Origin of the sequence: Sphingopyxis lindanitolerans (genome assembly GCF_002993885.1) — a bacterium.
Taxonomy (GTDB): Bacteria; Pseudomonadota; Alphaproteobacteria; order Sphingomonadales; family Sphingomonadaceae; genus Sphingopyxis; species Sphingopyxis lindanitolerans.
Map to the genome: position 1 here is coordinate 3242083 of NZ_CM009578.1, position 17553 is coordinate 3259635.

The window sequence follows — 17553 nt, forward strand, 5'->3', positions numbered from 1 at the left end:
ATGCGGGCGTCAAAACAGTTGCCAAAGGCAACGTAACCCGCAAGAATCACCCAAAATGAAACAATGCAGGATGACCGAATGATTTTTGCCCCGACGCTCAGCGCCGACGCCGAGCTTGCCAAAGCGCCCGACTATGCCGCCTGGGCGACGGCTGCGCGGGCGCATGACGCGAAATCGGGGATGCAGGCGTGGCGCCAGGCCGACGACAGCCAGCATTTCGACCATAAGGCGATCCGCGCCCGGCTCGAAAAGCTCCGCAAGCTGGCGGCGGCGAACGACGTCAAGGGGCTGCTTTTCGTCCTCAACGAGGGCATCCACGGCAATATCGACGGCATGGGGCACGAGCGCCTTTATCAAAAGGCGCGCTTCGGCACCAAGATGCTGATCGAGGCCTATGTCGCCGAAGTTGTCGCCGCGCTGGAAAAGATCGCCGCGTCGCGGTCGATCCCGCGCGAGGAAAAGCGCGATTTCTTCCGCCGCGCGCAGCATTGTTACGGCCGCTCGGCGCTTTTGCTCTCGGGCTCGGGCAGCTTCCTCTTCTTTCACGTCGGGGTGGTGAAGGCGCTGTGGGACGAAGGCGTGCTGCCCAATATCCTCGCGGGGTCGAGCGGCGGGGCGATTGTCGCGGCGATCGTCTGCACGCGCAAGAACGCCGATGTCGGGCCCTTTCTCGAAAGTCGGCGGCTCGCCAACCCCGATCGCGGCGAAGCGCTTCGCCGCCTCGCCCCCGACGAGGTGCGCGGGCGCCTTGCCGACCTGATCCCCGACCTGACCTTTCAGCAGGCTTATGAAATCAGCGGGCGGCATCTCAACGTGTCGGTCGCGCCCGCCGAAAAGCACCAGAACGGCCGCCTGCTCAACGCGATCACCGCGCCGAACGTGCTGATCCGCGAGGCGGTGCTGGCGTCGTGCGCGGTGCCCGGCGTCTTTCCGCCGGTCATGCTGATGGCGCGCGACGAGGGCGGCAACCGCGTCCCCTACCAGCCCGACCGGCGCTGGGTCGACGGGTCGGTGACCCACGACATCCCGACCAAGCGATTGGAACGCCTCTATGGCGTCAACCATCATATCGTCAGCCAGGCGAACCCGCTCGCGCTGCCCTTCGCCACCGACACGCGCAAGCAGATGGCGCCGATCGAGGCGATTCAACATGCGTCGATCGCAACCTTCAAGGCGTGGCTCAACGCAAACATGGTGATCTTTCAAAAGCCGCTCGAACTGGTGCCGCCGCTCAACAGCCTCGCGAATATGGCGCGCTCGGTGATCAACCAGGATTATACCGGCGACATCAACATCATCCGCCCGCCCAAATATTGGTCGCCGACCAAGATCCTGTCCGACCTGTCGCAGGACGATATCGACGAACTGATCGACACCGGCCTGCGCACCGCCTGGCCCAAGGTCGAGATGGTGCGCACCCAGACCGCGATCAGCCGCGCGCTCGACGCGATCCTCGCAAAGATCGACAAGGCGGGCGACGACGGCCCCGGCCACCGTGCGTCGGCGCTCAAGAAAGCGGTGCGGTGAGCGATGTGTTATCGGTCTGAATTGCTCTCTTTCGCGTTCGTGCTGAGCTTGTCGAAGCACCGTTCTTCTTTCGGCAGCGTCGGAAGAAAGAACGGTGCTTCGACAAGCTCAGGGCGAACGGTTGAGACTTAACATGGCGACGGGTGCAATCCTGCTGCCCGCCGTTTCGGCCGGCGCGGGCGCGAAGCTGCATGTCACCCACTGGCTTCCCGAAGGACCGCCAAAGGCGGTGGTGCTGCTCGCGCACGGCTATGCCGAACATGCCGGGCGCTATGCGCATGTCGCGAAGCGGCTGACCGACGCCGGCTATGCCGTTTATGCGATCGATCATTGGGGTCACGGCCGGTCCGACGGCACCCCCGGTTTCGTGCCGCGCTTTTCGGCCTTCACCGACGGCATGGCCGCACTGCTGGCGCTGGTCGAGGCCAATCATGCGGGGCTGCCGCGCCTGCTGCTCGGCCACAGCATGGGCGGGTTGATCGCGACCCTGTTCCTGATCGAGCGGCAGGACGCTTTCGCCGCCGCCGCGCTGTCCGGCCCCGCGATCGTCCCCGCCGCGCCGCCGTCGCGCTTCACCGTCTGGATCAGCCGCTTTCTGTCGCGCGTCTTTCCGCGCCTCGGCGTGCTGGCGCTCGACGCCAACGGGGTCAGCCGCGACCCCGCGGTCGTCGCCGCCTATCTTGCCGACCCGCTCGTCTACACCGGCAAGATCGGCGCGCGGCTCGGCAAGGAATTCATGGAGGCAATGGCCGCCGCGCAGGCGGGCGCCGCAAAGATCACGCTCCCGATCCTGCTCCAGCACGGCGGCGCCGACAGCCTCGCCGCGCCCGAAGGCTCGCGCTATCTGTTCGAGCATGTGGCGTCGCAGGACAAGCGCCTCGAAATCTATCCCGGCCTGTTCCACGAAATCTATAACGAGCCCGAACAGGGCGCGGTGCTCGATGATCTGATCGGCTGGTTCGATGCGCATGTCGCAGCTTGAAGCCAGCCCCAATCCCGTTCGTGCCTCGACTTCGCTCGACACGAACGGGTTGAGAGGGAAACCCTGTCCGTGATGAAAATCCTCCTCACTCTCCTCGTCGCCCCGCTGATCGCGCTCGCGCTCCTCTATTTCGTCTTTCCCGGCCGCCTCGTCGCGCTCGGCCGCTGGCTGCTTCGCAGGCGCGGCGGTACGGTGCAGAAGAGCGTCACCGTCGAAGGCCGCGCCTGGCCCTATCTGGAGGGCGGCGATCCCGCGAAGCCGACCCTGCTTCTCGTCCACGGGTTTTCGGGCGACAAGGATAATTGGTCCTTTCTCGCCCCCTATATGACCCGCGACTATCGCATCATCGCCCCCGACCTGCCGGGCTTTGGCGAGAATGAGCGCAATCCCGACCTCGCCTATGATATCGCGGCGCAGACCGCGCGGCTGAAGGCCTTTGCCGACGCGCTCGGCCTGGAGCGCCCGCACATCGCGGGGAACAGCATGGGCGGCTGGATCGCGCTGCGCTATGCGATCGACTATCCCACCGCGCTCGCCAGCCTGACCTTGCTCGACAATGCCGGGGTCAACGGCGCCGAGGAAAGCGAGCTTCAGAAACTGGCCGCGAACGAGGATTATAACCCGCTCGTCCTCGCCGGTATCGACGATGCCGACCGGCTGGTGGCGATGGTCGTCCACAAGCCGCCGCATGTCCCGGCGCGGCTGAAACCCGTGCTCTACGCCGACGCGCTCCGATATCGCGACCAGCTCGACGCGATCTTCTGGGTGATCGCGATCGAGGGCCACGACCATCCGCTCAACGACCGGCTCGGCGAGGTGAAGGTGCCGACGCTGATCCTGTGGGGACGCCACGACAAGCTGCTCGACGTAAGCTGCGTCCCGGTGCTCGAGGCGGGCATCGCGAACAGCCGGAGCCTCATCTTTGAGCAGGTCGGCCATGTTCCGATGATCGAGGACCCCAAGGCGACCGCCGACGCGATGAAGGGCTTTCTCGCGCAGCTTGGCTGATCGTCGCCTCCGCCTTCGCGGGGGCGACGTCGCGCTTGCCAACACTCCTGTCCCGCGCCACTCTCGCCCCGAACAGGGGAGAGACACATGCGCCTGAAAGTGGGCCTGCTCGGTGGGGGGAGCTGGGGGACGACGGTCGCGTCGGTGGTGTCGCGCAACGCGCCGATCACGCTGTGGGCGCGCGACGCCGAAACGGTTGATGGCATCAATTCCGATCATGAGAATCGCAAATATCTGCCCGGCATCCGGCTCCCCGCCGCCCTGCGCGCGACCGGCGACATGGCCGAGGTCGTCGCGGGCGCCGATGTGCTGGTGATGGGCGTGCCGTCGCACAGCTTTCGCGGCGTGCTCGAGGAAGCGCGCCGGCACCTGCGCCCCTGGGTGCCGGTGATCAGCCTGACCAAGGGGCTCGAGCTTTCGTCGGGCAAGCGGATGACCGAGTTGATCGAGGAGATTTTGCCCGGCCATCCGGTCGGCGTCCTCACCGGCCCCAATCTCGCGCGCGAGATCATGACCGGGCAGGCGGCGGCGAGCGTCTTGTCGATGGCGGACGAGATCGTCGTCCGCGCGCTCCAGCCGATCTTCCATTCGGGGCTGTTCCGCGTCTACACCAACACCGACCTGCTCGGCTGCGAACTGGGCGGAGTGCTCAAGAATATCATCGCGATCGCGGTCGGCATGGGCGACGGGCTCGGCGCCGGCGACAATACGCGCGCCGGGCTGATGACGCGCGGGCTGGCCGAGATCACCCGGCTCGGCGTCGCGATGGGCGGGCGGCCCGAGACGTTCGCGGGGCTCACCGGCATGGGCGATCTGATCGCGACCTGCACCAGCCCGCTGTCGCGCAACCGCCACGTCGGGGTCGAACTCGGCAAAGGGCGGCACATCGACGACATCATCGCGGGAATGAACATGGTCGCCGAGGGGGTGAAGAGTGCGCCGACGGTGATGGCGCTCGCCGACAAATTTGACCGCGCGATGCCGATCGCGCGCGACGTGTTCGACGTGACGCAGGGCAGGCGCGACGCGCAGGACGTGTTCCGCGGCCTCCTGAAATCGAGCGTCGGCGACGAGGCGCATCCGGGGTAGAGCGCCGATTCCGCCGTCAGCCGTGCGGAATCACCGCCGAGCCGGGAAGAAAACCGCCGGCTCCTTCGTTTTCTCCTGACCAGCAGGGTCCATCAAGGAGAAGGACGATGAAAAAATGGACGATTGTGGCGGCGCTTACAGCTCTCCCCGCCAGCGCCGCGATGGCGGCGATCCCCTATGATTCGATGCCACCGGGGTTCGATCGCCCCGCAATTCGCGCGGCGCCGATCGCGGACGTCTACAATCAATATTGGTATAATTACAAAGCCGACATCCTCGAAGCCGAAAAAGAGCTGGTCAGCGATCTTCGCCACTCGACCGACCGCGAGGACCGCTGGGATGCGTGGGATGAATGGACCACCGAAGTCATCGACGCCGACAAGGATTATGTTAAGGAAATGCGAAAGAAAGGCTATCGCAGCGGTCGCGTAACGGTCGGGGGGTGATCCGTCAGAATAGGAGAGGGCGGGCGCCTTGAGCGTCTCGCCTTCTTCGCCCTGGTCCCAAATTCTCGTCGTTCCCGCGAAAGCGGGAATGACGCATTGGGGCTAAACCCCGCCCTCCGCCAGCAGCGCCTTTGCCTCATCGCCCTGCCAGTCGATCGCGCCGATGACGCGCCACAGCTCTTTTCCGTTGGCGTCATAGAAGATGCTTGTCGGCAGCGCCCCGGCGGCGGCGTCGAGCAGCTTGTTCTCGGGGTCGAGATAGGGTTGCAGCGCCTTCAGCCCCGCTTTCTGGAACCACGGGTCGACGATCTGGGCGCCTTGCAGATCCTGCGCGACCGCGATCACCGTCATCGTCTTGCCCCGCTTCGCCGCGAGCGCGTCGAGCGTCGGCATTTCGGCGACGCACGGCGCGCACCACGTCGCCCACAGATTGACGAGCAGCGGCTTGCCGCGAAAGGCCGCGAGGGTGACCGGCGCGTCGTCGGGCCCGCGAAAGGTCACCGCCGGCGCCGCCTTGCCGGCCTGGCTGCGATCGACCTGGTGCTGAAACGTCTCGACCCCGCGCGCATCCTTCGCTTCGTCGCCCGAAATATTTGCTTGGCTTGCTGCCGCTTGCTCCTGCCCATGCTTTTCCCTATCGCAGCCCGCGATCGCCGATCCGGCCAGCATCAGCGGCAGGATCAACAGCTTTATGTTTGGCCGAATGTTTGGAACGCGGTGAATGGCGGATACTCCGGACAGTAACAGCATGTGGGGTGGCCGCTTCGGTGGCGGACCTGCGGCGATCATGCAAGAAATTAACGCCTCGATCCCCGTCGACAAGCGTCTTTGGCAAGAAGATATCGCCGCCAGCCGCGCCCACGCCGCGATGCTCGGCGCGGTGGGAATCATCGCCGCCGAGGATGCGGTCCAGATCGATCGCGGCCTGACGCAGATCGCCGGGGAATTCGCCGCGAACGGCGTGCCAGTCGACCTCGCGCTCGAAGATATCCACATGACGGTCGAATCGCGGCTGAAGGCGATCGTCGGCGAAGCCGCCGGGCGGCTCCACACCGCGCGTTCGCGCAACGATCAGGTCGCGACCGATTTCCGTCTGTGGGTGCGCACCGCCTGCGGGCGCATCGATGCCGGATTGCGGGCGATCCAGACCGCGCTCCTCGCGCGCGCCGACGAACATGCGGGCAGCATCATGCCCGGCTTCACCCATTTGCAGGTCGCGCAGCCGGTGACGCTCGGTCATCATCTGCTCGCCTATGTCGAGATGTTCGGCCGCGACCGCACCCGCTTCGCCGACGCGCGGGCGCGCCTCAACGAATCGCCGCTCGGCGCCGCCGCGCTCGCGGGCACCGGCTTTCCGGTCGATCGCCATGCGACGGCATCGGCGCTCGGCTTCGATCGGCCGATGGCGAACAGCATCGATGCCGTGTCCGACCGCGACTTCGCGCTCGAATTTTGCGCCGCCGCGTCGATCGCCGCGATCCATCTGTCGCGCCTCGCCGAGGAAGTGGTGATCTGGGCGAGCCAGCCCTTCGGCTTCGTGCAATTGCCCGACGCCTGGTCGACCGGCAGCTCGATCATGCCGCAAAAGCGCAATCCCGACGCCGCCGAACTGGTGCGTGGGCGCGCCGGGCTGCTGCTCGGCGCGTTCCAGCGGCTCGCGGTGATCGTGAAAGGCCTGCCGCTCACCTATTCCAAGGATTTGCAGGACGACAAGGAAACGGTGTTCGGCGCCTTCGACGCGCTCGCGCTATCGCTCGCCGCGATGACCGGCATGGTCGAAACTCTGGTCTTTCGCACCGACCGGATGCGCGCGCTTGCCGCCTCGGGCTATTCGACCGCGACCGACCTGGCCGACTGGCTGGTGCGCGACGCGGGGGTGCCGTTCCGCGAGGCGCATCATATCGTCGGCGCCTGCGTGAAACGATCCGAGGAACTCGGCGTTGAACTGTCGGCGCTGCCCGCGGGCGAGGCTGCGGCGATCCACGCCGCGGTGACGCCCGCCGCGCTTGCCGCGCTGACCGTCGAGGCGTCGGTCGCCAGCCGCCGCAGCTATGGCGGCACGGCGCCCGACCGGGTAAGGGAAGCGGTCGCCGCCGCGCGCGGCGCGCTGGAAGGAAGCGATTGATGGCGAAGCGCCGCATCCTCATCGTCACGACTATGGCCGCCGCCGCGCTGCTCGGCGCGTGCGGGGCCAAGGAAGATCTGAAGCCGCCGGCAAGCCAGCCCGCCCCGGTGGTACCCCTCGGCGCGACACGCGCGCCGACCACGGAGGAGCTCACGACGCCTGACGCGCAGGCCAAGCCCGCGCGCAGCGACGAACTTCTCAAACGCTCCGAACCTCGCCAACCCGACGATTTCGACCTGCCGCCTCCGGGCTGAATCGAGACCAGACTTGTTTAATTCCGTTCGTGTCGAGCGCAGTCGAGACACCCATCGGTGTCGCGCTGTCCTTCGGGGCATCTCGACTTCGCTCGATGCGAACGGAGATATATTCAGGAATTCTTCCGATGGACCATTTCGATTACCGTGACGGCGTCCTCCACGCCGAAGACATTCCGCTGTCGCGGATCGCCGAGGAAATCGGCACTCCCGTCTATGTCTATTCGCGCGCGACGCTCGAACGCCATGCCCAGGTGTTCGCCGAGGCGCTGAAGGATATTCCCAGGAAGCACATCGCCTTCGCGATCAAGTGCAACCCCAATCTTGGCGTGCTGCGCGTCCTCGCGCGGCAGGGCTATGGCGCCGACGTGGTCTCGGGGGGCGAGCTCGAACGCGCGCTTGCCGCGGGCATGGCGCCGCAGGACATCGTCTTTTCGGGCGTCGGCAAGACGCGCGCCGAGCTGGCGCAGGGTCTCGATCGCGGTATCGGCCAGTTCAACATCGAACATGAACCCGAAGGCGTCGCGCTCGCCGACATCGCCGCACGCAAGGACATGACCGCCCCCGCGGTGCTGCGCGTCAATCCCGATGTCGATGCCGGCACCCATGCCAAGATCTCGACCGGCAAGGCCGAAAACAAGTTCGGGGTCGGCATCGACGTCGCGCCCGAAATCTTTGGGCGGCTGGCGGCGCTTCCGGGCCTCCAGATGCGGGGAATCGCGCTTCACATCGGCAGCCAGCTCACCAGCCTCGACCCGCTCGAAGCGGCGTTCGAGCGCGTCGGCCGCCTCGTCGCCGACCTGCGCGCCGCGGGGCACAGCATCACCCATGTCGATCTTGGCGGCGGGCTCGGCGTGCCGTATCGGCCCGACGATAATCCGCCGAGCCCCGCCGACTATGGCGCGATGGTCGCGCGCGTGACGAAGGACTGGGATGTCACCTTGATGTTCGAGCCCGGCCGCGTCATCGCGGGCAACACCGGCGTGCTCTTGACCGAAGTCTTGTGGGTCAAGCCCGGCGCGACGAACCCTTTCGTGATCGTCGACGCCGCGATGAACGACCTCGCGCGTCCGGCGCTCTATGATGCCTACCACGACTTCGTCGCGGTCACGCCGACGGGCGACAAGATGACCGCGTCGATCGTCGGCCCGGTGTGCGAGACCGGCGACACCTTCGCGCGCGACCGCGTGATCGACAAGGTGGAATCGGGCGATCTTGCGGTCTTCCGCACCGCCGGGGCCTATGGCGCGACGATGGCGTCGACCTACAACAGCCGCAGCCTGGTGCCCGAGGTGCTCGTCGATGGCGACCGCTATATCACCGTCGCCGACCGCATCGCCGCGGGCACGATCATGGCGGCGGAGCGGGTGCCCGACTGGATCGACTGAGCTATTTGCCCTCCCCTTCAGGGGAGGGCAGCGAGACTTGCCAGCTTGCTGGCCTAGTCGCAGCGGGTGGGGCCCATCGGCCATGCACAAGCTCGACAGCCCCACCCCAACCCCTCCCCTAAAGGGGAGGGGCTTGCTATAGGTTTCTCGCATGCACCAATTTCCCATCTTCCTGAACCTCACCGGCCGCACGGTCGTGCTGGTCGGGGAGGGCGAGGCGGCCGACGCCAAGGCGCGACTGATCGCGCGCGCGGGCGGACGGATCGTGTCGGCGTGGGAAGAGGGCGCGACGATCGCTTTCGTCGCATTGGACGATGACGCCGAAGCCCGTATCGCGGCCGCCGATCTTCGCGCGCGCGGTCTGCTCGTCAATGTCGTCGACCGGCCCGATCTTTGCGACTTCACCACCCCCGCGATCGTCGACCGCGCCCCGGTCACGATCGCGATCGGCACCGGCGGGGCCTCGGCGGGGCTCGCCAAGGCGGTGCGCCAGCGGATCGAGGTGCTGCTTCCGGCTAGGCTCGGCGCGCTGGCGTCGGCCCTTCACGCCGCGCGCGGCGCGATGAAGGCGCGTTGGCCCGCCGCGCCCGATCGCCGCCGCGCGATCGACGCCGCGCTCGCCCCCGGCGGCGCGCTCGATCCCCTCGATGGCGATGCAGCGGACAAGGTGGCCGGCTGGCTTGTAAACGACGCTGCCGCCGAGCCTTCACGCCTCGAAACCATCCGCCTCGCCAGTATCGACCCCGACGACCTCACCCTGCGCGCTGCGCGGCTGCTGGGCGAGGCCGACCATATTTTCCATGAGGAGGCCGTTCCCGCCGCGATCCTCGATCGCGCCCGCGCCGACGCGGTGCGCCATATCGCCGACGCACCGCCCGCCGATCCGCCGCCGGGTCTGTCGCTGTGGCTCTACCCGTCGCGCCCGTAGATATCATCCCGAAACGCCACTCCGCGCTCGGTTGCGACCGCAGTGATGTAGGTGAGATAGACCGGCACCTCGGCGGGCAGCGGCACCGCCTGCTCGGGCTTGTTCGACGGCGCCTTCAGCGGCCGCTGCATCAGCCAGCGTCCCAGTTCGCCCGCATTCTCCAGCCGGATGCAGCCGTTGCTGAAATGGCGGTCGGGCTTGGCGAGCAGCGCGCGGTCGGGCGTGTCGTGGAGGTAGATGCCCTCCTTGTTCGGGAACAGGAATTTGACCCGCCCCATCGAATTGCCCGCGCCCGGCAGCTCGCGCAATCGGATCTCCTCTTTGCCCGCCGCGACCGCGTGCCAGTCGATCGTCGCGGGGTCGATCTTTGCCGGGTTCGGTCCCCAGTCCGACAGCGCCTCCATGTGGAGCGAGGCGAGGCTGCGGCCCCCCAATATCTTTTGCGCGATGCTGTCGCGCGCCAGATAGGTGGGGACGTTCCAATAGGGATTGAGGATCGCCCATTGCAGCTTGCCCGCGAGCAGCGGCGTCTGCGTCTTTGCGGCGCCGACGACGACGCGCATCGACCCTTGCCGCTTGCCCGACCCATAATACCAGAGCTGTCCCGACGAGGCATCGACGACGATGTGGTGGACCCACGGCCCCGGCAGAATCCGCGTCCGGTCGAGATTGCGGTGCAGTCGCGCCAGCGTCTCGCGCGATGCGCCCTGTTTCTCGGCGCGCGCCACCAGCCCGCGCAGGCGCCCATAATGTTCGCTCATCCAGTCCATGCCCGCCAGATAGGCGTCGAAATTCTTGGGAAAGGCCGCGGCGCGCAGCACCGCCAGCGCGCTCGGCTTTTTGGGTTTCAGCGACTTGTCGGCATAGATGGTCCGGTCCCGCTCGGGCCGCCGCATGTCGCCGACATAGCGCGCGAACGCCTTTGACAGCGCCAGTTCGGCGCGCGCCTGTGCCTGGGCATCGCCACGGTTCGCGTCGCGGATCATCTCGCGCAGCCGGTCGGGTTCGTAGGATGAAGGCTTCAGCCCGTCGAGATCGGCCGACTCAAGATAGGCCAGCAGCGTCTGCGCCGCCGGGCCGGTCTTTCCCGCGCGGACCCACAGCGGCCGGAAATCGCGCGCGGCATAGAAATGCTTGAGGTCGCCGCCCGCTTCCGCGCGGATCGCGGCGGCGATGCCGCCCACCGCGACCGCCGTCGGCGCCGCGCGCGCGGTCACGGCCACCGGGATGCCGGCGGCCAGGCTCGCACTCAATAATGTCAGGAAAAGGGGAAGGCGGCGCCTTCCCCTCCGGGTCGAAGTCAGCCTCTTTCCCCAGCGCGCGTCGGGGCGGGCGGCGGGGGCGGCATCATCGGTGCGTTGGGGTGATAGATGCCGTCGGCGGTGTAATAGCCGTCGATGATGCCGTCGCCGTCGCGGTCGGCGGCAACGCTTCCCGGCACGGCGCCGGGCGGCGGCGGCGCGGCGGCGACCTCATCCTGTTTCGAGCAGGCCGAAACGGCGAGCGCGGCGGCGGCGACGCCGGTGAGAATAAGCGGTTGGATACGCATCGATCACTCCTTGGAAAGGGCGCACGGAATATGTTCCTGGCGCGATTGCCCAGCCGCTGAACGCGGACAGGCCGCACATTGTTCCGCCGTCATCGGCGCTGCGCTCAAAAGGGTCTTGAGCGGCGCCCTGCCGCCGCCGCATCGACCGCGACCCGATTACGATAAATTAACTGGGCGCATCGCCGCGGCATCCATAGCTCTTGCGTCGGCGGCGTCCCCGCTGCCGCATAGAGGAGGGATGAATGGAATTGCCTGCCATCGATATCGACGCCGTGCCGCTTCTCGATACCGCGGTCGGATTGTTCGGCGCCTTTGCGGGCGAAAGCGCGAGTTCGGGGCCCTCGGTCTTCGAGATCGCGGTCACCGTCGCAACGATCATCTACAACTGAGTTCCTCCGGGCGGGCGGCGACGAAGCCGCTGTCCGCCCGGCAACCGTCGGCATCCTCCATGGCCACAGCCTCGCGTCACGACCATTTTCCCAGCCGCGCCGATCCGGGCCGCGCCGATCCGCGCCGCGAGCGCATCCGCCGCGCCGCCGCGCGCCTCAACGCGCGCTGGCGGGGCGAAGACGGGCGGCCCGGTGGCCTGCACGCGGCGATGGCGGCGGTCGCGCACGAACCACCCACCGTCGCGATCGCCGCGCTCGCGCCGTGGCTGGCCGACAGCGACTGGCTCGCGCGGCGGCTGGGCGAAGCGGCGGCCTTGCTGGCGGCCGATCCCTTCGCCTCGCCGCCGCTGCGCCCGATCGGGGGCGGGGAGAGCGCGGGCGGCCTGCTCGTCGCGGAGCATGGCGCCGTCCGGCTGACGCTCCAGTTCGAGGGCTTTGAACGCGGCGCGCGAAGCCCGGCGATCGCCCGCTTCGTTCCGGGGGGCGCCGCGATCCGTTTCCTCGCGGCGGGCGGCGCGTCGATCCGTCGGCACCGCGTTGCGGTCAGCGCCGCCGAAGAGGAAGGCGCCTTCACGGCCGCGGCCGCCTCCCGCTGCCGGAGCGAGGCGGCGCGCCCGCTGGTGGCGGGGGAAGAGCTGATTCTCGACACCGCGCGCGAAAGCTTCACGCTCGCCGACGCGACGGGCGACATCTTGTTCCTCGAACTCGCCGTGCAGCCGCCGTCGCCGCTGCCGGTGCGCGCCTATGATCTGGCGAGCGGTCGGCTCGTCCACCTCTCGTCCGCGCGCCGCGACGCCAGCTTCCGGCAGATGGGGCTCGGCTTGCTCCGCGCCTTCGGCCGCCGCGACGCCGTGCCGCTGTTCGCCGCCGAGATCGAAAGCGGCGATTTTGCGGCGCGATGGGCCGCGATGCGCGAACTGGTCGCGCTCGACCCGATTGCCGCGCGGCCGCATCTCGTCCGCATGGCCGCGTCGGATCCCCACCCCGAAGTCCGCCGCGCCGCATCGGCGACGCTGGCGCTTCTCGAGCCCCCTCCTCTTCAGAGGAGGAACGGCGAGACGTGCGAACTTGTTCGCGAGGGTCCTCCCTAGTCGCAGGGCGGTGGTGGCCTCGGCCACGTGCCCACCCCAGCCTCCCTGTGGAGAAGAAGCCGATGCCCCGCCCGATCGATCCCCCCGCCGGCCCCGTCCATGATCTCGCCGAAGTCGCGGCGCGGCTCGACGAAAGCGGCGTCGATCTCGCCGACGAGGACAGCCTCGCGCGCTGCACCCATCTTCTCGCCGGCCTGTCGCGCAACCGCTTGTTTCTGGCCGATCGCGTCATCGCCGAACTCAAGGCAAGCTACGCCGACCAGCTCGCGGCGAGCCGCTATTCGGCGCAGGTCTTTCTCCTCCATCGCAGCCCGCGTGGTTTCTTCCTGCGCGCCAACCTCTGGCCCGCCGCGACCGACGCCGTTTACGCGGCCAGCGGCGCGGCGGCTTTCGCTTATGACGTGCCGCACGACCATAATTTCCACTTCCTGACCACCGGCTATTGGGGGCCCGGCTATGTCAGCGACTATTATGACTATGACGCCGAAGCGGTCGATGGCCGCCTAGGCGAGCCGCTGAACCTCAAATTTGTCGAACGCAGTCGTTTGAGCGAAGGCAAGATGATGCTCTACCGCGCCCACCGCGACGTCCACAGCCAACTCCCGCCCGAGCGGTTGTCGGTCAGCCTCAACATCATGGACGAGGGTGAGCATATCCCGTGGCGCGACCAATATATCGTCGATCTGGAGCATGGCACGATCGCCAGGCGTCCGACGCTGACCGGCGGCGAAATGCTGCTCCGCTGCGCCGTCCACCTGAGCGACAACGGCCAGGATATCGCCGAACAGTTCGCGCAGGCCCACCCGGTGCCAAGGGTGCGCGCGAACGCGATTGCCGCATTGGCGGCAGTCGCGGAGGGCGAGGGGAGGGCGGCGGTGCTGGAGCGCGGGCTGCGCGATGACGACGCGCGGGTCAGGGACGATTGCGCGCGGTGGCTGGCGCTCTAAGTCGGAAGCCAGCGCCTGATGACATCGACTTGATCCTTCTCGTCCTTGCGAGGAGCCCGGACTGGATCGGGGGCGAGGCTGCACCCGCGGTCGCCGCGCGCGCTCCGCATCTCCGCGCTAAACGCCTTTCCTTTTGCCTCCGCGCCTCCATGCGAAAAACCCCCTTTCCTACATTGTCTCCCTATGCCAGCCTCCGTTCCGGCTCTTTGATTTCGTCGATATCCGCTGTCCGTTCCCGCCGCCGGCGCGCGACCGTTCACAGCTTGCTCACGCGGAAAAACTGTTTCACAGGGCTGAACTTTCCTGAACTTTGGATCGAAATGGCACCGTCTGCTGCGGCCGGTTTTCACGACCTTCCTGGAGACGGGTTCGTCCTAAAGCCACAAAAGACACAAATCCGGTCCGCGCGTGCGGGGCTTTTGTGGCTTTAAGTGCCTGCTGACAGCGCCGCAAACCCCTGCTAGTGCGCCCCCCATGACCACGCCTCTCTCGCACATCCGCAATTTCAGCATTATCGCCCATATCGACCATGGCAAGTCGACGCTCGCCGACCGGCTGATCCAGTTCACCGGGGGGCTGACCGCGCGCGAGATGTCGGCGCAAGTCCTTGATAATATGGATATCGAGAAGGAGCGCGGGATCACCATCAAGGCGCAGACGGTGCGCCTCAAATATACCGCGAAGGACGGCGAGACCTACGAGCTCAACCTGATGGATACGCCCGGCCACGTCGACTTCGCCTATGAAGTGTCGCGGTCGCTCGCCGCGTGCGAGGGCGCTCTGCTCGTCGTCGACGCGGCGCAGGGCGTCGAGGCGCAGACGCTCGCCAACGTCTATCAGTCGATCGAGCATGATCATGAGATCGTGCCGGTGATCAACAAGATCGACCTGCCCGCCGCCGACGTCGACAAGGTGAAGGCCGAGATCGAGGATATCATCGGCCTGCCCGCCGACGATGCGGTGCTCGCCAGCGCCAAGGCGGGGATCGGCATCGAGGAAGCGCTCGAGGCGATCGTCACCCGCATCCCGCCGCCAAAGGGCGACGCGACCGCACCGCTCGTCGCGATGCTCGTCGACAGCTGGTACGACCCCTACCTGGGGGTCGTCATCCTCGTTCGCGTCGTCGACGGCGTGCTGAAAAAGGGCCAGCAGATCAAGTTCATGCAGGCGGGCACCACCCACCTGATCGACCGCGTCGGCTGTTTCACGCCAAAGCGCGAGGAACTGACCGAGATCGGCGCCGGCGAGATCGGCTTTATCACCGCGCAGATCAAGGACGTCGCGCAGGCGCGCGTCGGCGACACGGTGACCGATGCGAAAAAACCGGCGGCGCAGGCGCTGCCGGGGTTCAAGGAAGTCCAGCCGGTCGTCTTCTGCGGCATGTTCCCGACCGACGCGAACGACTTCGAGAAATTGCGCGAGAGCATCCAGAAGCTTCGCCTCAACGATGCGTCGTTCAGCTTCGAGATGGAGAGCAGCGCCGCATTGGGCTTCGGCTTTCGCTGCGGTTTCCTCGGCCTGCTCCACCTCGAGATCATCCAGGAGCGGCTGACCCGCGAATATGACCTCGACCTGATCACCACCGCGCCGTCGGTGGTCTACAAGCTGAAGCTCGGCCATACGAAGAACGAGGCGGCGAAGGAGATCGAACTCCACAACCCCGCCGACATGCCCGACCCCAACCGCATCGACGAAATCCAGGAGCCGTGGATCGAGGCGGTGATCTATGTGCCCGACGAATATCTCGGCCCGATCCTGAAGCTGTGCCAGGACCGGCGCGGGGTGCAGAAGAATCTGACCTATGTCGGCGGCCGCGCGCAGATCACCTATGAACTGCCGCTCAACGAAGTCGTGTTCGACTTCTATGACCGGCTGAAGAGCATCAGCCGTGGCTATGCGTCGTTCGACTATCACCAGATCGGCCACCGCCCCGGCGACCTCGTCAAGATGAGCATCCTCGTCAACAACGAGCCGGTCGACGCGCTGAGCATGATCGTCCACCGCGGCACCGCCGAAACCCGCGGCCGCGGCATGTGCGAACGGCTCAAGGACCTGATCCCCCGCCACATGTTCAAGATCCCGATCCAGGCGGCGATCGGCGGCAAGGTGATCGCCCGCGAAACCATCGCGGCGCTGCGCAAGGACGTGACCGCCAAATGCTATGGCGGCGACGCGACGCGCAAGAAAAAGCTCCTCGAAAAGCAGAAGGAGGGCAAGAAGCGGATGCGCGAATATGGCAATGTCAACATCCCGCAGGAGGCGTTCATCGCCGCGCTGCGGATGGGGGACGATGCCTGATCGCGGCGCGCGGGCCGCTACATTTCGATGACGATTTTCACCTTCGACGGGCTGGTGCCCGCGATCTGGGCGATTTCGGCGCGCATGCGCGCGACGATCTCGCCAAGGTTGGCACGGCCGGAGGGCGCATCGCCGAGAAGCTCGGCGATCGGGGTGTCGAGCAAGGCGGCGAGCGATTGCAGCCGCGCCGCCTTGGGCCGCGAACGGTCCTGCTCCCAATAGCAGACCGACGCCTCGGTCACGCCAAGCTGCTGCGCCAGATCGGACTGCGTCCAGCGCCGCGCCTTGCGAAGCCGCGAGAGTTTTTCGCCGAACGTCTCGGACGCCGGGCCGAAATCATGGCCGACGACACCGGCATAGCCTGCGTCGCCTGCCAGCACCGCGCCGAGCGGGGCGATGCCCGGCGTCGAAGGAGATAGAGAGAAATTGCGCACGACCCGTAACCCCGACTGATTTCGATTAATTTTTTTAACCAACCCCCGATTCGCGGCTTAAGTTCCATGACTCTTTCAACTTTTTCATCGTCGGCCGCGCCGCCGGGCATATTTGAATCGATCCGACCTGCCTCACGAGGAATCTGGTCTTTGGGTATCGGAGGAGGGGAGAGCGATGATCGAGGCACCGGCCGACCGATCGACCCATCGTCGTGCACGGCGCGGGGTCCCGCCGACGGGGGGGGTCCCTCCCGCCGCGAGGGGTCGCGCCCGCGGCGGAAGGGTGAAGGCCGTGGCGGCACGCTGCCGTCCCTTCCCTCGCCAACCGCTTTATAGGCGGCGACATGACGTCACTATGACGCCGGTCACAAGGAGCGATTTTGGCGCGGCGCGGCCAAAGGAAAAGGCGCCGGAGGCTGGCCCCGGCGCCTTTCGCTTGAGGCTGCCCTTTCGGGACAGGCTTATTTGGTTTGCGGCTCGGGAGCCGGGGTCGTGGTGTCGGCGGGGGGCGGAGTGACGCCCTTGTCGATCGCGTCGGCCTTTGCTTCGCCGGCGTTCTCGACCGCGTCGGCCTTTGCTTCGGTTGCATCCTTCGCCGGGCCTTCGGGCATGGCGTCGGCCTGCGCGTCGATCGCGTCCGACTGGGCTTCCGTCTGGTCCTCGACCTGATCGGCCTGCTTGCTCTGGCAGGCGCCGAGCGTGAGCGCCGAAGCGATGCTGAGGGCAATGATCATCTTGCGCATATCGAATAATCTCCAAGTTTGACTCCGACGCTTAACGCCGGGTGAACGCCAGAGTTGCACGGAAATTCACAAGCCTTTGTGATACCGTTATTTTATATTGTGGGGGGGGGTGGCATCGGTTCGACCGCCGACAATCCAAAAGGGCAATTATGTCGTTTGCGAACCCATCGGCTGTCGGCCGATCTCATTTATTCTCTCGTCACCCTGAACTTGTTTCAGGGTCCATGGCCTGCCCTCGAATTAGGCGCAGCGCTGCCTGAGAGAGTAGACCATGGATGCTGAAACACGTTCAGCATGACGATGGTGGCGAGGGTGTGTTTGCAAATGGCATAATCGCCAAAAAAAGAGGGCGCCA

18 protein-coding genes are annotated in these 17553 nt (G+C 66.6%); 13 read left to right on the forward strand and 5 right to left on the reverse strand.

All coding sequences use genetic code 11. From position 1 onward, the window contains the following. Window positions 1-78 precede the first annotated feature (78 nt). From CVO77_RS15445 to CVO77_RS15465, 5 genes are all read left to right on the forward strand, one after another. A complete protein-coding gene (locus tag CVO77_RS15445) occupies window positions 79-1527 on the forward strand; it encodes a DUF3336 domain-containing protein (RefSeq protein WP_106000878.1) in 1449 nt (482 codons plus the stop codon). Window positions 1528-1660: 133 nt separating this feature from the next. Continuing rightward, a complete protein-coding gene (locus CVO77_RS15450; protein ID WP_105999805.1) occupies window positions 1661-2509 on the forward strand; it encodes an alpha/beta hydrolase in 849 nt (282 codons plus the stop codon). 72 nt (window positions 2510-2581) lie between these two features. Next, a complete protein-coding gene (locus CVO77_RS15455) occupies window positions 2582-3517 on the forward strand; it encodes an alpha/beta fold hydrolase (protein ID WP_105999806.1) in 936 nt (311 codons plus the stop codon). Window positions 3518-3604: 87 nt separating this feature from the next. Further along, window positions 3605-4606, forward strand: coding sequence for an NAD(P)H-dependent glycerol-3-phosphate dehydrogenase (locus CVO77_RS15460; protein WP_105999807.1), 1002 nt, complete (start codon window positions 3605-3607; stop codon window positions 4604-4606). Window positions 4607-4713: 107 nt separating this feature from the next. Next, on the forward strand, window positions 4714-5052 hold the full coding sequence (locus CVO77_RS15465; RefSeq protein WP_105999808.1) for a hypothetical protein: 339 nt from the start codon (window positions 4714-4716) through the stop codon (window positions 5050-5052). Between the two features lie 102 nt (window positions 5053-5154). Here the strand turns inward: CVO77_RS15465 and CVO77_RS15470 are convergent, their stop codons facing one another. Further along, window positions 5155-5736, reverse strand: coding sequence for a TlpA family protein disulfide reductase (locus CVO77_RS15470; RefSeq protein ID WP_242445970.1), 582 nt, complete (start codon window positions 5734-5736; stop codon window positions 5155-5157). A 64-nt stretch (window positions 5737-5800) separates the two neighbouring features. On the opposite strand from CVO77_RS15470, the gene argH reads away from it, so the two are divergent. The 4 genes from argH to CVO77_RS15490 all read left to right on the forward strand — a co-directional run bounded on the left by argH (window position 5801) and on the right by CVO77_RS15490 (window position 9747). Beyond that, a complete protein-coding gene (gene argH, locus CVO77_RS15475; RefSeq protein WP_105999810.1) occupies window positions 5801-7177 on the forward strand; it encodes an argininosuccinate lyase in 1377 nt (458 codons plus the stop codon). Beyond that, window positions 7177-7431 carry a hypothetical protein gene (locus CVO77_RS15480; RefSeq protein ID WP_105999811.1) on the forward strand — a complete coding sequence of 85 codons (255 nt, stop codon included), beginning with the start codon at window positions 7177-7179 and terminating at the stop codon, window positions 7429-7431. Before argH ends, CVO77_RS15480 begins: the two co-directional genes overlap by 1 nt. Before the next feature lie 128 nt (window positions 7432-7559). After that, on the forward strand, window positions 7560-8819 hold the full coding sequence (lysA, locus tag CVO77_RS15485) for a diaminopimelate decarboxylase (protein ID WP_105999812.1): 1260 nt from the start codon (window positions 7560-7562) through the stop codon (window positions 8817-8819). Window positions 8820-8970: 151 nt separating this feature from the next. Continuing rightward, window positions 8971-9747 carry a precorrin-2 dehydrogenase/sirohydrochlorin ferrochelatase family protein gene (locus CVO77_RS15490; RefSeq protein WP_105999813.1) on the forward strand — a complete coding sequence of 259 codons (777 nt, stop codon included), beginning with the start codon at window positions 8971-8973 and terminating at the stop codon, window positions 9745-9747. Here CVO77_RS15490 and CVO77_RS15495 read toward each other — a convergent pair. Together CVO77_RS15495 and CVO77_RS15500 are read right to left on the reverse strand one after the other, a co-directional pair. Beyond that, window positions 9729-11000 (reverse strand): L,D-transpeptidase scaffold domain-containing protein, encoded by a 1272-nt coding sequence (locus tag CVO77_RS15495; protein ID WP_242445971.1) that lies wholly within the window; start codon window positions 10998-11000, stop codon window positions 9729-9731. The two genes, CVO77_RS15490 and CVO77_RS15495, sit on opposite strands and share 19 nt — an antisense overlap. A gap of 47 nt (window positions 11001-11047) precedes the next feature. After that, window positions 11048-11296: a hypothetical protein gene (locus CVO77_RS15500; protein ID WP_105999814.1), complete on the reverse strand. Its 249-nt coding sequence runs from the start codon at window positions 11294-11296 to the stop codon at window positions 11048-11050. Between the two features lie 242 nt (window positions 11297-11538). Between CVO77_RS15500 and CVO77_RS21330 the strand changes: the two genes are divergently transcribed. The 4 genes from CVO77_RS21330 (at window position 11539) to lepA (ending at window position 16021) form a co-directional block, all read left to right on the forward strand. Next, window positions 11539-11685, forward strand: coding sequence for a hypothetical protein (locus tag CVO77_RS21330; RefSeq protein WP_158258090.1), 147 nt, complete (start codon window positions 11539-11541; stop codon window positions 11683-11685). A 59-nt stretch (window positions 11686-11744) separates the two neighbouring features. Then, the gene (locus CVO77_RS15505; RefSeq protein WP_105999815.1) at window positions 11745-12776 is read left to right on the forward strand and encodes a HEAT repeat domain-containing protein; all 1032 of its coding nucleotides are present in this window, start codon (window positions 11745-11747) and stop codon (window positions 12774-12776) included. Between the two features lie 62 nt (window positions 12777-12838). After that, window positions 12839-13723, forward strand: coding sequence for a transposase (locus tag CVO77_RS15510; RefSeq protein WP_192878836.1), 885 nt, complete (start codon window positions 12839-12841; stop codon window positions 13721-13723). Window positions 13724-14197: 474 nt separating this feature from the next. Continuing rightward, window positions 14198-16021: a translation elongation factor 4 gene (gene lepA / locus CVO77_RS15515; protein WP_105999816.1), complete on the forward strand. Its 1824-nt coding sequence runs from the start codon at window positions 14198-14200 to the stop codon at window positions 16019-16021. Window positions 16022-16038: 17 nt separating this feature from the next. Here lepA and CVO77_RS15520 read toward each other — a convergent pair whose 3' ends face one another. Both CVO77_RS15520 and CVO77_RS15525 read right to left on the reverse strand, forming a co-directional pair. Next, window positions 16039-16455 carry a helix-turn-helix domain-containing protein gene (locus CVO77_RS15520; RefSeq protein WP_158258091.1) on the reverse strand — a complete coding sequence of 139 codons (417 nt, stop codon included), beginning with the start codon at window positions 16453-16455 and terminating at the stop codon, window positions 16039-16041. A 461-nt stretch (window positions 16456-16916) separates the two neighbouring features. Next, window positions 16917-17198 carry a hypothetical protein gene (locus CVO77_RS15525; protein ID WP_105999818.1) on the reverse strand — a complete coding sequence of 94 codons (282 nt, stop codon included), beginning with the start codon at window positions 17196-17198 and terminating at the stop codon, window positions 16917-16919. Window positions 17199-17553 lie beyond the last annotated feature (355 nt).

Bases quoted from the DNA above. Each gene is read 5' to 3' on its own strand.
- CVO77_RS15445 (WP_106000878.1), top strand. From the start codon at position 79: ATGATTTTTGCCCCGACGCTCAGCGCCGACGCCGAGCTTGCCAAAGCG.
- CVO77_RS15450 (WP_105999805.1), top strand. From the start codon at position 1,661: ATGGCGACGGGTGCAATCCTGCTGCCCGCCGTTTCGGCCGGCGCGGGC.
- CVO77_RS15455 (WP_105999806.1), top strand. From the start codon at position 2,582: ATGAAAATCCTCCTCACTCTCCTCGTCGCCCCGCTGATCGCGCTCGCG.
- CVO77_RS15460 (WP_105999807.1), top strand. From the start codon at position 3,605: ATGCGCCTGAAAGTGGGCCTGCTCGGTGGGGGGAGCTGGGGGACGACG.
- CVO77_RS15465 (WP_105999808.1), top strand. From the start codon at position 4,714: ATGAAAAAATGGACGATTGTGGCGGCGCTTACAGCTCTCCCCGCCAGC.
- argH (WP_105999810.1), top strand. From the start codon at position 5,801: ATGTGGGGTGGCCGCTTCGGTGGCGGACCTGCGGCGATCATGCAAGAA.
- CVO77_RS15480 (WP_105999811.1), top strand. From the start codon at position 7,177: ATGGCGAAGCGCCGCATCCTCATCGTCACGACTATGGCCGCCGCCGCG.
- lysA (WP_105999812.1), top strand. From the start codon at position 7,560: ATGGACCATTTCGATTACCGTGACGGCGTCCTCCACGCCGAAGACATT.
- CVO77_RS15490 (WP_105999813.1), top strand. From the start codon at position 8,971: ATGCACCAATTTCCCATCTTCCTGAACCTCACCGGCCGCACGGTCGTG.
- CVO77_RS15500 (WP_105999814.1), bottom strand. From the start codon at position 11,296: ATGCGTATCCAACCGCTTATTCTCACCGGCGTCGCCGCCGCCGCGCTC.
- CVO77_RS21330 (WP_158258090.1), top strand. From the start codon at position 11,539: ATGGAATTGCCTGCCATCGATATCGACGCCGTGCCGCTTCTCGATACC.
- CVO77_RS15505 (WP_105999815.1), top strand. From the start codon at position 11,745: ATGGCCACAGCCTCGCGTCACGACCATTTTCCCAGCCGCGCCGATCCG.
- CVO77_RS15510 (WP_192878836.1), top strand. From the start codon at position 12,839: ATGCCCCGCCCGATCGATCCCCCCGCCGGCCCCGTCCATGATCTCGCC.
- lepA (WP_105999816.1), top strand. From the start codon at position 14,198: ATGACCACGCCTCTCTCGCACATCCGCAATTTCAGCATTATCGCCCAT.
- CVO77_RS15525 (WP_105999818.1), bottom strand. From the start codon at position 17,198: ATGCGCAAGATGATCATTGCCCTCAGCATCGCTTCGGCGCTCACGCTC.